General features: G+C 63.3%; 17 protein-coding genes. 9 read left to right on the top strand and 8 right to left on the bottom strand.

The genetic code is table 11. The features are described from left to right. Positions 1-190: 190 nt before the first annotated feature. The gene (locus M1D34_RS06490) at positions 191-1,690 is read left to right on the top strand and encodes a DEAD/DEAH box helicase (protein ID WP_010969437.1); all 1,500 of its coding nucleotides are present in this window, start codon (positions 191-193) and stop codon (positions 1,688-1,690) included. A 9-nt stretch (positions 1,691-1,699) separates the two neighbouring features. Continuing rightward, on the top strand, positions 1,700-2,107 hold the full coding sequence (locus M1D34_RS06485; protein WP_003531455.1) for an NUDIX hydrolase: 408 nt from the start codon (positions 1,700-1,702) through the stop codon (positions 2,105-2,107). 18 nt (positions 2,108-2,125) lie between these two features. Here the strand turns inward: M1D34_RS06485 and M1D34_RS06480 are convergent, their stop codons facing one another. Genes M1D34_RS06480 through M1D34_RS06450 form a run of 7 tightly spaced genes read right to left on the bottom strand, consistent with a single transcriptional unit; the run spans position 2,126 to position 7,908 of the window. Continuing rightward, positions 2,126-2,443: a TfoX/Sxy family protein gene (locus tag M1D34_RS06480; protein ID WP_010969438.1), complete on the bottom strand. Its 318-nt coding sequence runs from the start codon at positions 2,441-2,443 to the stop codon at positions 2,126-2,128. Positions 2,444-2,446: 3 nt separating this feature from the next. Next, on the bottom strand, positions 2,447-4,063 hold the full coding sequence (locus tag M1D34_RS06475) for an NTP transferase domain-containing protein (protein ID WP_027990672.1): 1,617 nt from the start codon (positions 4,061-4,063) through the stop codon (positions 2,447-2,449). Next, positions 4,060-4,767 (bottom strand): XdhC family protein, encoded by a 708-nt coding sequence (locus M1D34_RS06470; protein WP_010969440.1) that lies wholly within the window; start codon positions 4,765-4,767, stop codon positions 4,060-4,062. Before M1D34_RS06470 ends, M1D34_RS06475 begins: the two co-directional genes overlap by 4 nt. 3 nt (positions 4,768-4,770) lie before the next feature. Next, the gene (locus tag M1D34_RS06465) at positions 4,771-5,103 is read right to left on the bottom strand and encodes an XdhC family protein (protein ID WP_003531447.1); all 333 of its coding nucleotides are present in this window, start codon (positions 5,101-5,103) and stop codon (positions 4,771-4,773) included. Between the two features lie 55 nt (positions 5,104-5,158). Continuing rightward, the gene (locus M1D34_RS06460; RefSeq protein WP_498781251.1) at positions 5,159-6,421 is read right to left on the bottom strand and encodes a vWA domain-containing protein; all 1,263 of its coding nucleotides are present in this window, start codon (positions 6,419-6,421) and stop codon (positions 5,159-5,161) included. Positions 6,422-6,426: 5 nt separating this feature from the next. Next, entirely contained in the window at positions 6,427-7,356 is a 930-nt protein-coding gene (locus M1D34_RS06455; RefSeq protein WP_003531441.1) for an AAA family ATPase, read from the bottom strand. A gap of 24 nt (positions 7,357-7,380) precedes the next feature. Continuing rightward, the gene (locus tag M1D34_RS06450; protein WP_498781248.1) at positions 7,381-7,908 is read right to left on the bottom strand and encodes a flavin reductase family protein; all 528 of its coding nucleotides are present in this window, start codon (positions 7,906-7,908) and stop codon (positions 7,381-7,383) included. A 159-nt stretch (positions 7,909-8,067) separates the two neighbouring features. On the opposite strand from M1D34_RS06450, the gene M1D34_RS06445 reads away from it, so the two are divergent. From M1D34_RS06445 to M1D34_RS06415, 7 genes are all read left to right on the top strand, one after another. Continuing rightward, on the top strand, positions 8,068-9,156 hold the full coding sequence (locus tag M1D34_RS06445; RefSeq protein WP_498781246.1) for a branched-chain amino acid ABC transporter substrate-binding protein: 1,089 nt from the start codon (positions 8,068-8,070) through the stop codon (positions 9,154-9,156). After that, entirely contained in the window at positions 9,153-10,160 is a 1,008-nt protein-coding gene (locus M1D34_RS06440; protein ID WP_498781244.1) for a P1 family peptidase, read from the top strand. Before M1D34_RS06445 ends, M1D34_RS06440 begins: the two co-directional genes overlap by 4 nt. A gap of 62 nt (positions 10,161-10,222) precedes the next feature. Beyond that, positions 10,223-10,903, top strand: a complete 681-nt coding sequence (gene rpe, locus M1D34_RS06435; protein ID WP_127615068.1) for a ribulose-phosphate 3-epimerase — start codon at positions 10,223-10,225, stop codon at positions 10,901-10,903. Further along, positions 10,900-11,637 carry a DUF2259 domain-containing protein gene (locus tag M1D34_RS06430; protein WP_498781241.1) on the top strand — a complete coding sequence of 246 codons (738 nt, stop codon included), beginning with the start codon at positions 10,900-10,902 and terminating at the stop codon, positions 11,635-11,637. Before rpe ends, M1D34_RS06430 begins: the two co-directional genes overlap by 4 nt. Next, complete coding sequence (locus tag M1D34_RS06425; protein WP_010969446.1) at positions 11,637-12,194, top strand: hypothetical protein; 558 nt, start codon at positions 11,637-11,639, stop codon at positions 12,192-12,194. The genes M1D34_RS06430 and M1D34_RS06425 overlap by 1 nt, the downstream gene beginning before the upstream one ends. 63 nt (positions 12,195-12,257) lie before the next feature. Next, complete coding sequence (purB, locus tag M1D34_RS06420) at positions 12,258-13,565, top strand: adenylosuccinate lyase (protein ID WP_003531428.1); 1,308 nt, start codon at positions 12,258-12,260, stop codon at positions 13,563-13,565. Between the two features lie 254 nt (positions 13,566-13,819). Next, entirely contained in the window at positions 13,820-14,125 is a 306-nt protein-coding gene (locus M1D34_RS06415; RefSeq protein ID WP_003531426.1) for a PilZ domain-containing protein, read from the top strand. A gap of 73 nt (positions 14,126-14,198) precedes the next feature. Here M1D34_RS06415 and M1D34_RS06410 read toward each other — a convergent pair whose 3' ends face one another. Then, positions 14,199-15,008: a DUF2189 domain-containing protein gene (locus M1D34_RS06410; RefSeq protein ID WP_498781238.1), complete on the bottom strand. Its 810-nt coding sequence runs from the start codon at positions 15,006-15,008 to the stop codon at positions 14,199-14,201. Positions 15,009-15,028: the final 20 nt, after the last annotated feature.

Genomic DNA, 15,028 nt, shown 5'->3' with positions numbered 1-15,028 from the left:
GCGGGCAGCTACCTCTCCCCGCGCCTGACGCGAAAAGCATGAGAATCGGGCGGATTCAACTTCCAGTGTTTCAACGTGCTGGATTTCTTGACTTTCGGCGCCTTTGGTCGTATGAGCGCCGCCACATGCTGCTGCATTTTCCAACGATCGATCAGAGTTCATCAGAACCGGAACGGAAACAGTTTCCCCTTTGACCAATTTCGCTGACCTTGGCCTGAGCCAGAAAGTTCTCTCCGCAGTTACCGATGCGGGCTACACGATACCGACACCGATCCAGGTTGGTGCCATCCCGCCGGCGCTTCAGCGCCGCGACATTCTCGGCATCGCCCAGACCGGAACCGGCAAGACCGCATCCTTCGTGTTGCCGATGCTGACCCTTCTGGAAAAGGGACGCGCACGCGCACGCATGCCGCGTACGCTGATCCTCGAGCCGACGCGCGAACTCGCTGCGCAGGTTGCCGAGAACTTCGACAAATACGGCAAGAATCATAAGCTCAACATCGCGCTTCTGATCGGTGGCGTTTCCTTCGACGAGCAGGACCGCAAGCTCGAGCGCGGCGCCGATGTGCTGATCTGCACGCCCGGCCGCCTGCTCGACCATTGCGAGCGCGGCAAGCTCCTGATGACGGGGGTCGAGATCCTCGTTATCGACGAGGCCGACCGCATGCTCGACATGGGCTTCATTCCCGACATCGAGCGCATCGCGAAGCTCATTCCCTTCACGCGGCAGACCTTGTTCTTCTCCGCGACGATGCCGCCCGAAATCCAGAAGCTTGCGGATCGCTTCCTGCAGAATCCGGAGCGGCTCGAGGTGGCACGCCGGTCCTCGACGGCTATAACCGTTACGCAGCGTTTTGTCGCCGCACACGGCAAGGATTACGAGAAGCGCGCCGTGCTTCGTGAACTCATTCGGTCCCAGGAGGACCTGAAGAACGCGATCATCTTCTGCAATCGCAAGAAGGATGTCGCCGAGCTCTTCCGCTCGCTCGATCGCCATGGCTTTTCGGTCGGCGCGCTGCACGGCGACATGGATCAGCGTTCACGCATGGCCATGCTTGCCAACTTCAAGGACGGCAACATCAAGCTGCTGGTCGCCTCCGACGTCGCGGCGCGAGGACTCGACATTCCCGACGTCAGCCATGTCTTCAATTTCGACGTGCCGATCCACGCTGAAGACTATGTCCACCGCATCGGCCGAACCGGCCGTGCTGGGCGTTCCGGCGCCGCTTTCACGATCGTCACAAAGCGCGAGACGAAGTTTTCCGATGCCATCGAGAAGCTGATCGGCCAGAAGGTCGAATGGTTCAACGGCGACCTTTCGGAGCTTCCCGAGCCGATGGAGAGCCACGACAGCCGTCGCGACCGCGGCAGCGACGGGCGCAAGGACCGGAAGAGGGAGCGTCCCGGCAAGGTTCACGCCGATCGCAAACCTGTCACAGCCTCAGGCAATAATACAGAAGAACTCGAAACAGTCCCGGAAAGGGTCGACGCGGTGAAGATCGAACGCAATGCCGACAGCAAGGATCGTCATAACGGCCGCAGCGACCGTCCCGGCCGCGCGCAAAATGCAGCCAATGACGACAATCGCGACCGTCGCCAGCGCAACCGCCGCGATCATGACGACGGCCCGACGCCGGTTGGTTTCGGCGACGACATTCCGGCCTTCATGCTGATCGTCGGCAAGGCCTGATTCTCGCTCATGGCACTGCCCGGTATCGATTTCCCCGGTCTCGGCTGCGGTCTGGCAATCCTGCGGGATGGAAAGATCCTCCTTTGCCGACGCCTGAAGGCGCCGGAAGCCGGCCACTGGAGCATCGTCGGCGGCAAAGTCGATCATATGGAACTCGCGCAGGATGCGGCCCGACGCGAGGCGGAGGAGGAAAGCGGCCTTTCCATCCATTCGACCCGCTTTTTATGCGTCAGCGAGCAGATGATCGAAGCCGATCGGCAACATTGGATCTCGCTGATCTATGTGACGGAGAATTTTTCCGGCGAGCCGCGTCTCACCGAGCCGGACAAGCTCTCCGACATCCGCTGGTTCGACCTGACCGCCCTGCCCCAGCCTCTATCCCGCTTTGCGGCAGATGCGGTGCGGGCGCTCGCCTGAAACCCGGGACGATCATCTCTACTTTTTGGACCTGAGCGCGGCCTCGTAGGCAAGTCTAACCCAGCGCGCCATTTCATCCGGATCGTCCCAGGCCGGCTCAGGGATGCTCCAATAGGGCATTTTCACCGGCTTGCCCTTGCCTTCATAGGCCCACTGCCGGGCGCCTGCTTCCTCGAGCGCCGGCGCCGATTCGGCATCCCCCTTCAGAAGAATTTCGCCGTTCACTTCCAACGCAAGAATGATGCCGTCGAAATAGATGCCCTTGCCGCCGAACATGCGGCGAATCTTGATCGGGCCGAGTGTTTCGAAGATCTCCTCGATTGCCGCATTGTCCATCGCTCAATCCCTCAATAGCCCGCCGGCAGCCACTATCGCCTCCGGCGTGTCGAGATCAAGACGCGCCGCAGCACCGAGTTCGACGTCGATCACCGGCAAGCCGCAGCGCTCGACAATGTGTCTCGCCCCGACGTCGCCGACGAGCTGCCGGACGGCATGGAAAGTCTCCTTCGGCAGAATGACCGGATTGCCGCGCTGACCGCCAGCGACGGCACGCACCACAGCACGGCCGGATTCGGCTTCGAAGGCAGCGATCAACTTTGCCAGGTGTGCCGAAGTAATGCCCGGCATGTCGGCAAGCATGACGAGCATCCCGCCGGCGCCGGCATCCAGGGCGGAGAGACCGGCAACCAGCGAAGAGGCCATGCCGCTCCGGTAATCGGGGTTCGAGACGAATGTGGTCTGCAGCCCCGCGAGTGCCGCCCGGATCTCCGCTTCACGGTGGCCGGTTACCACGATCACTCTGCCCGGAGCCGCCGCGATGGCGGTCTCCACCGACCGGCGCACGAGCGGCATGCCTTCGAACTCCGCAAGCAGCTTGTGACGGCCATCCGGCCCCATCCGGCTCGCCTGGCCGGCTGCGAGCACCACGATCCCGACGGGACCCGGCCGCTTGCCGGCGCTCCCTTCCCGCGGCTGCGGACGCGTCGGTATTTCCTTGAGCAACCCGCCGACGCCGAGCCCGGTAATGTCGGCTTTGCTCGGCCACTCGCCCGCGATCAACCGGTCGAGAATCCAGTCGAAACCGTTTTCCCTCGGGCTTCGTGCACATCCGGGAGCACCGAGGACCGGGATTTCCCCTAATCGCCCGAGGACGAGCAGGTTGCCCGGATCGACCGGCATTCCGACGTGTTCTACGACGCCGCCCGCGCGCCGGATGGCGGCAGGGATCACATCGTCCGGATCGGCCACGGCCGAAGCGCCGAAGACGATGATCAGGTCGTGCGAATCGGCAGCGTCCGAGATCGCGGCGGCGACCGCTTCGGTAGTATGAGCCACGCGTTGCTCGCTATCGAGGCGGCTGCCCGATTGCAGGAGCCTTGCGGTGAGGACGGCGCGCGTCTTGTCCATAACCTGGCTCTTCAACGAAGGCAGCTCAGTCGCCACCAGGGCCGCGCGCCGCGGCGTGAACGGCTTGACCTCGAAGGCCCGATCCGCCCGAAGCAGTGCCTGCGCTCGCTCCACGAGCGCTTGCGGCACGGCAAGAGGGATGATCTTGATCGTCGCCACCATGTCGCCGGCGTCGACGGCAACATGATCGGCAAGGCAGGCGAGCGTGATCGCCGGATCTATACGGTTCAGCCGATCGACGACGGCGCGATTGGCAACGAAAAGGCCGGCAGCGGTAGCATAGACGTTGACCCGGCCGGTCGTGGCCCGCGAGAACCGCAGGTGATCCGGAGCGATCGCCGCAGCTATGCGCGCTGCGGCTTCGTCCTCCGGCAGGTCGTCCGGCTCGAGCCGCGCGACAATGACCTCCGTGACATCCGCTTCGGCAAGCGCCGCGACATCGTCGGCGCTCAGGCGATCCCCCTTTGACAGCTTCATCGTGCCGATCTTTACCGAATGGCCCAGGAGAGCGCCTTCGGCCTCGGCAAGCGGTACGGGCCCGAACCTCACTTGGCCCCCTCCGCCGGCAGGTTCACGTCGCGACGCCGCAGCGCCCCGATGATCTCTGCCAACACGGCAACCGCAATCTCCGCCGGGCTCGCGGCACCTATATCGAGGCCGATCGGGGCCTTGATACGCGTGATCGCCTCTCCCGGCACTCCTTGCGTCTGCAGGCGTTCGGTCCGAGCCGCATGGGTCTTGCGGCTGCCAAGCGCGCCGACATAGAAGCATCCCGCCTCCAGTGCCGCGCTGATCGGATAGTCATCGATCTTCGGATCGTGCGTGAGGGCGGCGAGTGCCGTATAGCGATCGAGCGGTCGAGCGGGCAGAACGTCTTCCGGCCAGTCGGCAATAAGCTCGACGCCATGGAAACGCTCGGCCGTTGCAAAGGCGGTGCGCGGGTCGATGACCGCCATGTCGAAACCTGCGACCGGCGCCAGACGCGCCAATGCCTGCGAAATGTGAACCGCTCCGATCGCGACGATACGAGGGGGCGGCAGATGAACGTTGAAGAAAAGCGCTCTTTCCTCGAGGTTCAGAAGGCGGGGCCGGCCCGAGTGCAGCACTTCGGAGACGGGCGCGGCCCATTCAGGGGGAATGCGATCGCCTTCGACAAAAGCCTGACTGCTGCCGTCCGAAAGATCGCTGACGACGACGGCGGCGCGGCGTGACGCGCGGGCGTCATTGAGTATCTGCAGTGTGCTCAGTTCCATCGTTCAGCCGTCAATTCGTTCGACATAGACGCGGATCCGGCCACCGCAGGAAAGCCCGACGCGCCACGCAGTCTCGTCGGCGACGCCGAATTCGAGAACCCGCGGGGTACCGGACGCAATCACGTCGGCAGCCTCCGCGATGACCGCGCCCTCGACGCAGCCGCCGGAAACGGAGCCCTGGAAGTTACCTTCCCCGTCGATCACCAGGTGGCTGCCGACGGGGCGTGGCGCCGAGCCCCAGGTTTCGATCACGGTCGCAAGGGCCACGGAACGCCCTTGCCCATGCCAGGTCTGGGCGACAGCCAAAGGATCGAGGACGTTCGGCTCGTTCTGCATGCTGCAACTCCGAAAACTGCACTCAGGCAATGATCCTGCTTCGGATCAAGTCACATCACTGTGACGCATTCGCCGGCGCACGGTCAACGGCAAGCGGTCCATGGTTCAGGAAACGCCGCGGATCGGCACCGCGAGCTCCGCGGCCGGACAGCGATTTCACCAGATCGGCGACGGATTCGAGATTGTGGATCGGGCGGAACTCGTCGACATGCGGAAGCATGGCCCTCACTCCTCGGGCGCGGGCCTCGAAACCGTCGAAACGCAGCAACGGGTTGAGCCAGACGAGACGCCGGCAGGAACGATGCAGACGATCGATCTCGGTCTCCAGTTCGGCCGTATCGTCGCGCTCGAGCCCATCGGTCATCAAGAGGACGACGGCCCCCTGCCCGAGCACCCGCCGCGACCAGCGGCGGTTGAAATCGTGCAGCGTCTCTCCGATACGCGTGCCGCCCGACCAGTCCTTGACCGCCGCGATGCAGTCATCCAGCGCCTCGTCGGGGTCACGGTTGCGCATCTGCCTCGTGACATTCGTCAACCGCGTCCCGAAAAGGAAAGTATGGACGCGATGGCGCTGTTCGGTCAGCGCGTGCAGAAAATGCAGGAATATCCGGGTATACTTGCTCATCGATCCGGAAATGTCCGCAAGCACGACCAATGGCGGATGGACGAGCCGCGGCTCGCGAAAGCGCGGCAGGATGAAGTCCCCGCCAAACCGCATGGCATCGCGCATGGTGGAGCGCGGATCGATCCGCACCGGGCGATGGGACCGTCGATAGCGGCGCGTTCGTACCCGGTCGAGCGGCAGCAGGATCGCGGACAATGCCTTTCGTGCCTCGGCGATCTCCGCGGTCGTCATCTGGCCGAAATCCGCCTTGCGGAAGAGTCCCCGGCCCGAGACGGTGTAGCGTGCATCGACCTCCACCTCCGGCGCTTCGCTCGGCTGCTGCGCGCCGTCCCGGCCGGCAAGAAGCGCATCACGAACGCGTTCTTCGCCGGCGCGCCGACGCCGATCCTCCCCGGAGCGGGGCATGGCAATGGGCGACATGAGCGCGATCATCTTGTTCACCAGATCCGGCGAACGCCAGAAGAGCCGGAACGCCTCGTCGAATACGGCCTGGTCTTCATGACGCTTGACGAAGATGCATTGGAGCGCTGCATAGAATTCGCCACGGGAGCCGATGCCGATCAGCTTTACGGCACCGATGGCATCGGCGATGGCGGCCGGACCGATCCGCAGTCCCGCCCGCCTCAGGGCACGGGCGAAGAAGACGATGTTGTCGGCAAGCCTTCCTTCATCCGAATGGGCTCCGCCGGTCATCCTGCTCAGTCCTGCGCCAGCAATTCGGCTTTCACCTCGGCAAGCAGGCGGCGGCCTTCGGCACCTTCGATCCGGGCGATGTCGTCCTGATATTTGAGAAGCGTACCGAGCGTGTCGGCCACCGTTTCGGGATCGAGCGCCAGCGCGTCGAGCTCGGTGAGCGCCGTGGCCCAGTCGATCGTTTCCGCGACGCCGGGATTCTTGAAGAGGTCGAGCGCCCTCAACCTCTGAACATAGGCAACGATCTCGCGTGAAAGCGCCGCGTTGCAGCCCGGAACCTTGCGGCGGATGATCTCCAGTTCCTGCGCCGCCTTGGGGTAGTCGACCCAGTGATAGAGACAGCGTCTCTTCAAGGCATCGTGGATTTCGCGGGTCCGGTTGGTGGTGATGATGACGATCGGCGGCTCGTCGGCCTTGATCGTCCCGAGTTCGGGGATTGTGACCTGGAAATCGGAAAGCACCTCCAGGAGAAAGGCTTCGAAGGCTTCGTCGGTGCGGTCGAGCTCGTCGATCAGGAACACCGGCGCCCTCCCGGCAGTCGTCGATATCGCCTGCAGCACCGGCCGTCTTATGAGGAACCGCTCGGAGAAGATGTCGCTTTCCACTCTCTGGCGGTCGACGGTGCCCGCCGCTTCCGACAGGCGGATTTCCAGCATTTGAGCCGGATAGTTCCATTCATAGACGGCCGAGGCGACATCAAGACCCTCGTAGCACTGAAGCCGGATAAGGGGGCGGTCGAGGGCGCGCGCCAGTACCTTGGCGATCTCGGTCTTGCCGACCCCGGCCTCGCCTTCGAGGAATAGCGGGCGCTTCATCCTGAGGGCCAGGAAGAGAACGGTCGCAAGCGCGGTTCCGGCGAGATAATCCTGCGCCTCCAGCATCGCCCTCGTCTCGTCGATGGACTGGGGCAGCTTTCCTGTCACCTGTCTCGCCATGCTTCCTCCCGCGTGGACGAAAACCTATAGCGTGTGATATCCGCGGTCCACATAAATGAGCGGTGGCTGCTTCGGGCCGAGCTGTACGTCCACGACTTCGCCGATAAGGATGAGATGTGTGGCCACTTCCTTGACTTCGATCAGGCGGCAATCGAAGGCAGCGATCGCCTCGACGAGGATGGGCGCACCGGTCGTGCGCTGCGTCCACCGGCCCAGGGCAAAACGCCGTTCCATGTCGAGCTGGTCGCGGCCCGAAAAGGCGTGAGCCAGGGCGTGATGCTGGGCGCCAAGCAGGTTGAGCGCGAAGCTGCCGCCACGCGAAAAGATGTCGTTGCGCCGGTTGGCTGCGTTGAGGCAAGCGAGCACGGTCGGCGGATCGTCGGATACCGAGCAGGACGCGGTGATCGTCACGCCGCGCCGATCCTTGCCATCGGCCGCCGTGATCAGCTGCACATGCGACGACATGCGGCTCATCGCATCACGGTAGGTTATCGGGTCCAGCCGGGTCTTCTCCAACACATCTCGCTCCGGAACGATATCTCGCACATACATAGACTCTCGCGGAAAATATGAAACCCGGCGGCGCGAGAATCTTGCGGATCAGCGGCGCTTGCAATCGATGCGGCGACAAAGCCTCGTTATGCCTCGATCTTTTCCTTTGACGGGCGCGGCCACATCCTTAAAACATGGCGGTCGATAGCGGGAAAAAACATGCCTAAATCACTCGTCACCAGCCTCTTCGTCGCTGCGCTTGCGCTGACCGGTCCTGCTTTCGCTGCCGGCGTGAAGGTCGCGGTCGTGGCTCCAGAGGAAGGGGCTTTCGCCTCTCTCGGAAGGCAGATTTCTGCCGGGGCAGCATTCCAGGCCGGCGACCGCGGAAGCCAGGTGATCCCGATCAACGAAAACTGCGATCCTGCCGGCGGCCAGGCGCTGACGAAAGCCCTGCTTGCAAGCGGCGCGGAAGCGGCAATCGGTTTTCTGTGCACCGAGAGCCTTGAAGCCGCACTGCCGGCGCTCGCCGAAGCCGGCATTCCGGCGATCACAGTCAGCGTCCGTTCCGACATCCTCATGGAGGACGCACTCAAGAAAGAGTGGCCGTTCTATCGCCTGGCCCCAAGCGGCAAGGCCGAAGCGGCGGCGATCACCGATGCCATCGTCGCGAACTGGAAAGGCCGGCCGCTCGCTCTGATCGACGACGGGACGATCCACAGCCGCGAGCTTGTCGAGAGCGTGCGCAACGGGTTGGCCGAGATCGGCATAACACCGGTTTTCACCGACACCTACCGCCCCTCGCAGGAACAGCAGGTGAGCCTCGTGCGGCGACTGGCGAAGAGCGGTGCAACGCATGTCTTCACCGGAGGCGACCGCAACGATACGGCGGTCATCGCGCGTGACGCGACAGCGGAAAACGTGCCGATAACCCTTTTTGGCGGCGACACGCTGAACGCTGCCGATCTCGACGTCCCGCTTGAGAACGGCGTCCTTGCCATGACGATCCCCGACCCCGCACGATCGTCGGAGGCTGCGGCGGTGGCAAAGGCCATGCGCGCCGCCAAGGTCGAGCCCGAGGGATATGTTCTCCCCGCCTTTGCCGCAGTGTCGCTCCTCGAGCAGGCAAAGGACCAGGCGGCAAAAGACGGCAGCTCGCTTGCCGACGCCCTGACGAAAGGACCCTATCCCACAGTGCTCGGCCCGATCGGGTTCAATAGTGCGCACGAGCTGGCCGAAACCCCTTACAGGCTGATGCGATGGCAGGACGGGCGTTTCGTCGATGCAGCCGCTACGGGCAGTACGGAATGATGCGGAAAGGGGCCAGAAATCTCATCACGGACGTGCCCGGATTGCTGGTCGGCAATGCCGAGGATATCAGGCTGAAATCCGGGGTTACGGCCGTGCTCTGCGATCCGCCGGCGACGGCTGCCGTCCAGGTTCTGGGCGGCGCTCCCGGCACGCGCGAGACCGACCTGCTCGCTCCCCACAATACGGTCCAGGCGGTCGACGCGATCGTGCTCTCCGGTGGCTCGGCCTTCGGCCTCGATGCCGCGTCGGGCGTTCAGGCGGCGCTGCGCGAGATGGGGCGCGGGTTCGCCGTCGGCCCGCATCGTGTGCCGATCGTGCCCGCGGCGATCCTCTTCGATCTGGCAAATGGCGGCGACAAGGATTGGGGACGCTACGCTCCGTATCGCGATCTCGGCTACCAAGCGGCGCGTGCGGTATCGGCAGATTTCGGGACCGGCAGCGCCGGCGCAGGCACGGGCGCGCTTACTGCGACCTTCAAGGGCGGTCTCGGCTCCGCGTCGACGGTGCTGTCCAACGGGATCACCGTCGGCGCGCTCGTGGCAGTGAATGCCGTCGGCTCGGCGACCGTCGGCGACACACGTCATTTCTGGGCAGCACCCTTCGAGATGGACGATGAGTTCGGCGGGCTGGGCCAGCCCACGCCCTGGCCGCAGGACGCCGCTACCCCTCGCTTCAAGTTTCGGGAGCGGCAAGCGTCGGCGACGAACACGACCATCGCGGTCATCGCCACCGATGCGCTGCTCACCAAGGCGGAGGCTAAGCGTCTGGCGATAGCGGCCCATGACGGCTTTTCGCGTGCCCTGTGGCCCTCTCATACGCCGCTTGACGGCGATCTGGTCTTTGCGCTTTCGACGGGCACGAGCGGAAAGGCGCCACTGCTTCAGGATTTCATCGATCTCAGCGCCGCGGCAGCCGCCACCATGGCCCGTGCGATCGCGCGCGGCGTATACGACGCACGAGATGCCGGAGACGATCTGATGCCTGCCTGGTCCTCACGCTCCTGATCTTCGCGCCGGTTGTTCGGGAGGCCCGAGAATGCTATGGCGCGGGAAAGAGCCGGAGCACGATGATGACCCACCCCATTCGCATTGCCCCGTCGATCCTGGCGGCCGACTTCTCCAAACTCGGCCAGGAGGTTCGCGACGTCGCCGAGGCCGGCGCCGACTGGATCCATCTCGATGTCATGGACGGACATTTCGTACCGAACATCACCTTCGGACCCGACGTGATCAAGTCGCTGCGCCCGCACACCCGGGCGACCTTCGACTGCCACCTGATGATCGCGCCGGCCGATCCCTTCCTCGAAGCCTTTGCGAAGGCCGGATGCGACATCATAACCGTCCATGCCGAAGCAGGCCCGCATCTGCACCGGTCGCTGCAGACGGTGAAGTCGCTCGGAAAAAAGGCCGGCGTCTCGATCAATCCGGCGACGCCGGAAAGCGCAATCGAATATGTCCTCGACACCGTCGATCTCATTCTCGTGATGACGGTCAATCCCGGCTTCGGCGGCCAGAAGTTCATCGGCGCGACTGAGGAGAAGATCCGGCGGATCAAGGCAATGATCGGCAGCCGCCCGATCGAGATCGAGGTGGATGGCGGTATCGCGCCCGATACGGCCGGCGTCGCGGCGAAAGCGGGCGCCAATGTGCTGGTCGCCGGATCCGCCATCTTCAAGGGCGATTCCGTCGATGCGTATCGCAGCGCCATCGAAGTGCTCCGCACGCAGGCGCAAAAGGCACGCGGATGACGGCGCGCGCAGCGACTGCGGGCATCATTCTGGCGATGCTTGCCGCATCGGGTGCTGCGGCCGGCGACTACGCCGCCTTCCAACCGATCGGCTTTTCGTCGGACGGCGATGTCTTCGCCTTCGAGGAATATGGTATCCAGGACGGCTCCGGCTTTCCCTATTCGACGATCTACGTTCTCGACACGAATACCGACGGCTTCCTGCCCGGCGCTCCCGTGCGCGCCGTTGCGGAGGAGGACGGAGCCGATCTGCACAGGGCGCGCGGTGAAGCCCACAGGCGCTCTGCGCCGCTCATCGATGCCTATCGTCTCCACGACACGCCGGGAGTGCTCGCCGCCTATAATCCCGTGACCGAGCTCGATGCAGAGCCGCGCACACTGACCTATTCCTCATTTCCCGCCGATGCATCCTTCCGCAAGGTCTATGCGCTGAAGCTCGAAGAGAAGGTCTTCGAACCGGAAGGGATCTGCGAGGGCTTTCTGAAAGAGGTCAAAGGCTTCCGTCTGACGATGACCGAAAAGGCCGGGAAGCCCGCATCGGACATACTCGAAGACGATCAGCGCATTCCCTTGAGCCGCCGTTGCCCGACAGGCTACCGCATCGGCGGCGTCGTGACCCATGTCAAGGCCGACGGCTCCGAGGTCCATGCAGTGATGATCCTGGTCGAGTCGCTCGGCTTCGAGGGCACCACCGACGGCCGCTGGATCGCGGTACCGGTGCGGATTCCCGGTTGATGGAGGGGAAGGCCGCGGTCCGGGCAAAGGTGCTCATCGCAGACCCGGACCGGCCGAAGCGCTACCGTCTCGCGCATTCGGTTCCGAGCCTGCGGGAAGCGATCCTCGGCGCGCTCTGCTGGGGCTTCGCGATGGCTCTCTCGGCGTGGCTTGCACTTTGGTTCCGCGAAAATAACGTCACGTTCCACCTGAAAAGCATTCTCGGGCTTTACGCATGGGGCGGCATCGTCGCATGGCCGCTTTCTCTGTTTGCCGCCCGCTGCTTGTCGCAGAACCGACCGGCCGAGACACGGTTTTCGGCCTTTTTCCTGTGCCTCGCCGCAGGCACGATCGGAACGACAGCATTCCTGTTCGCGCTCGACTACCGCACTTTCTATGCGCAGTGGCATGCGATGACCGGAACACGCACCTGGCTGTTCCAGTTCGCGTTCACGTCGCTTGCCGCCTTCTACCAGTTTCTGGTCCTCGGCGTTCGCCTTTACCTACCCCTCGGTGCAGTCGCGCTCGTAGCAACGAGTCTGCTGCTCGCGCGATCGGACGCGCGGCAACGGCGTTGAGCTTCACCGCCATCTTTGATAGAGGCACAGCCATCCTCCACTCTCGACGAAAGCTTGAAGCCCATGATCTCCCGTTACTCCCGGCCGGAAATGGTGGCCATCTGGTCGCCGGAAACCAAGTTCCGCATCTGGTTCGAGATCGAGGCGCATGCCTGCGACGCCTTGGCCGAGATCGGCGTGATCCCCAAGGAAGCTGCAAAGACCATATGGGAAAAGGGCGGCGCGGCAACCTTCGACGTCGCCCGCATCGATGAGATCGAAGCCGTCACCAAGCACGATGTCATCGCCTTCCTCACCCATCTTGCGGAATTCGTCGGCCCCGACAGCCGCTTCATCCATCAGGGCATGACCTCTTCCGACGTGCTGGACACCTGCTTCAACATTCAGCTCGTCCGCGCCACCGATCTCCTGCTTGCCGATCTCGATAAGCTGCTCGAAGCGCTGAAGCGGCGTGCCTTCGAGCACAAGGACACGGTGACCATCGGTCGTTCGCACGGCATCCACGCCGAGCCGACGACCTTCGGCGTCAAGCTCGCGCTCGCCTATGCGGAGTTCGACCGCTGCAAGCAACGCCTTCTCGCTGCCCGCGAGGAGATTGCGACCTGTGCCATTTCCGGAGCGGTCGGCACCTTCGCCAACATCGATCCGCGCGTCGAGGAACACGTGGCAAAGGCGCTCGGCCTCAAGCCTGAACCCGTCTCGACCCAAGTGATCCCGCGCGATCGCCACGCGATGTATTTCGCCACACTCGGCGTCGTCGCCTCCTCGATCGAGCGCCTTGCGACCGAGATCCGGCATTTGCAGCGCACCGAGGTTCTGGAAGCGGAGGAATATTTCTCTCCGGGCCAGAAGGGCTCTTCCGCCATGCCGCACAAGCGCAATCCGGTCCTGACGGAAAACCTGACCGGCCTCTCCCGAATGGTCCGCGCCTTCGTCGTTCCGGCCATGGAAAACGTCGCGCTGTGGCACGAACGCGATATCTCGCACTCGTCGGTCGAGCGGATGATCGGTCCGGATGCGACGGTTACGCTCGATTTCGCGCTCGCCCGCCTGACCGGCGTCATCGACAAGCTTCTCGTCTACCCGGACAACATGCTGAAGAATATGAACAAGTTCCGCGGGCTTGTTCATTCGCAGCGTGTCCTTCTCGCCCTCACCCAGGCCGGAGTGTCGCGCGAGGACGCCTACCGCCTCGTACAACGCAACGCCATGAAGGTCTGGGAACAGGGCAAGGACTTCCTCGAAGAACTGCTCGCCGACACGGAAGTCCGTGCGGCTCTTTCCGAAGAGGACATTCGGGAGAAATTCGACCTCGGCTACCATACCAAGCATGTCGACACGATCTTCCGGCGGGTTTTCGGTTCCGTCTAGCTACTGCATGTTTCCTTTAATCGTATACGATTAAAGGACAAAAACATGCAGCAGATCAAAGTGCTACAGCGACCTTTGCGCGTCTGATAAGACGCGTGGCGCTGTAGAACAGAAACCGCCGATCCCTGGTTGGCGCGCGTCCTTCCATGGCCCGCATTTGACGTCCTTCGCTCAAATGCGGGCGAAGTCTTTAGCGTTCCTTTAGGTGCTCCATGTGAAGATTGCAGCTGTCTCAATCAGGTTTCGAGGAAACCATGGTTTACAAGGACAGTGTTCAGCGTGCCTCTTCGCGCGAAGAGACCAAGATAACCGGAACCGTCACCTGCAAGACGGGTTCGACCAACGGGATTGTGGTGGATCTTTCCGACGAAGGCATCTGCTTCAGGCTGCTCTTCGATATCGGCGCACGGACAGGCCAGGAGGTGACGATCCGGAGCGAGGAGCTCGGCTTTCTCTCCGGCATGGTGCGCTGGGCTCGCGGTGACAGGATCGGCATCAAGCTGAACCTGTCCTCGAACACGGCGGCCCAGATCTCGTCCTATTACAAGTTCTTTCGCTGACCTTGAGTGGAGGACCGGATCGAGGCACGGGGCGTTGAGGGCTGCTGCCGTCCAACGCCCCGCTCGAGAGACGCTATCGCGCCGCCCCGACAGGTTCCACCAGCTTGCGGTAGAGATGCCACGTGGAGTGGCCGAAGATCGGCATGATGACGGCAAGACCGACGAAGATCGGGATGGAGCCGATCACCAGTCCGGCTGCGATGATCAAACCCCACAGGGCCACCGGCACCGGGTTGGCGAGCGTCGCTCTGACGGAGGTTTCCATCGCCGTCAGCGCACCGACGTCGCGATCGAGCAGCAGCGGGAAGGTCACGACGCTGATCGACAGCACGACGACGGCAAAGACGAATCCGACGAGATTGCCGACGAGGATGAGGTTCCACCCCTGCTCGGTGGTCGTCACACTGGTCCAGAACTCCGAGATAGAAGCCGGAGGCGTCGGACCGAACATGGTTACATAAAGACCCTGGGCGACGAGCAGCCAGACGACGAAGATCACGAAGAGGACAGCGGCAACCGCGAGGATCGACGGGATTGCCGGATGGCGATGCAGCCGCATTGCATGCGGCCATCGCGCGTCCATGCCGAGTTCGCGACGCCTGCTGACCTCGTAGAGGGCGATGGCGGCAACAGGCCCGATGAGGGCAAAGCCGGAAGCGAGCGGATAGAGCAGCGGCAGCATGTTCGCTCCCGCACTCCACGTCATCAGCACGACGCCGGCGATTGGATATATGAGGCACAGAAAAACATAATGCGACGGCTTTTCCCGGAAGTCATCCAGCCCGAGACGCAACGCGTCGAACACATCCGCAATGCCAATCTTTCGTATGCCGGGATGCGTGACGGTCGGATCTGCCCCCGACAGAACATGGAAGGTTGTCATGGCTCACACTCCTCAACGAA

Source organism: Ensifer sp. D2-11 (genome assembly GCF_054161295.1).
Note: the sequence above shows the minus strand (reverse complement) of the source record. Positions and strands in the feature narration are given on the sequence as shown.

What these genes read in the sequence shown, in the direction of transcription:
- M1D34_RS06485 (WP_003531455.1), top strand. Translation starts at nt 1,700, where the DNA reads ATGGCACTGCCCGGTATCGATTTCCCCGGTCTCGGCTGCGGTCTGGCA.
- M1D34_RS06480 (WP_010969438.1), bottom strand. Translation starts at nt 2,443, where the DNA reads ATGGACAATGCGGCAATCGAGGAGATCTTCGAAACACTCGGCCCGATC.
- M1D34_RS06470 (WP_010969440.1), bottom strand. Translation starts at nt 4,767, where the DNA reads ATGGAACTGAGCACACTGCAGATACTCAATGACGCCCGCGCGTCACGC.
- M1D34_RS06465 (WP_003531447.1), bottom strand. Translation starts at nt 5,103, where the DNA reads ATGCAGAACGAGCCGAACGTCCTCGATCCTTTGGCTGTCGCCCAGACC.
- M1D34_RS06460 (WP_498781251.1), bottom strand. Translation starts at nt 6,421, where the DNA reads ATGACCGGCGGAGCCCATTCGGATGAAGGAAGGCTTGCCGACAACATC.
- M1D34_RS06455 (WP_003531441.1), bottom strand. Translation starts at nt 7,356, where the DNA reads ATGGCGAGACAGGTGACAGGAAAGCTGCCCCAGTCCATCGACGAGACG.
- M1D34_RS06450 (WP_498781248.1), bottom strand. Translation starts at nt 7,908, where the DNA reads ATGTATGTGCGAGATATCGTTCCGGAGCGAGATGTGTTGGAGAAGACC.
- M1D34_RS06445 (WP_498781246.1), top strand. Translation starts at nt 8,068, where the DNA reads ATGCCTAAATCACTCGTCACCAGCCTCTTCGTCGCTGCGCTTGCGCTG.
- M1D34_RS06440 (WP_498781244.1), top strand. Translation starts at nt 9,153, where the DNA reads ATGATGCGGAAAGGGGCCAGAAATCTCATCACGGACGTGCCCGGATTG.
- rpe (WP_127615068.1), top strand. Translation starts at nt 10,223, where the DNA reads ATGATGACCCACCCCATTCGCATTGCCCCGTCGATCCTGGCGGCCGAC.
- M1D34_RS06430 (WP_498781241.1), top strand. Translation starts at nt 10,900, where the DNA reads ATGACGGCGCGCGCAGCGACTGCGGGCATCATTCTGGCGATGCTTGCC.
- M1D34_RS06425 (WP_010969446.1), top strand. Translation starts at nt 11,637, where the DNA reads ATGGAGGGGAAGGCCGCGGTCCGGGCAAAGGTGCTCATCGCAGACCCG.
- purB (WP_003531428.1), top strand. Translation starts at nt 12,258, where the DNA reads ATGATCTCCCGTTACTCCCGGCCGGAAATGGTGGCCATCTGGTCGCCG.
- M1D34_RS06415 (WP_003531426.1), top strand. Translation starts at nt 13,820, where the DNA reads ATGGTTTACAAGGACAGTGTTCAGCGTGCCTCTTCGCGCGAAGAGACC.
- M1D34_RS06410 (WP_498781238.1), bottom strand. Translation starts at nt 15,008, where the DNA reads ATGACAACCTTCCATGTTCTGTCGGGGGCAGATCCGACCGTCACGCAT.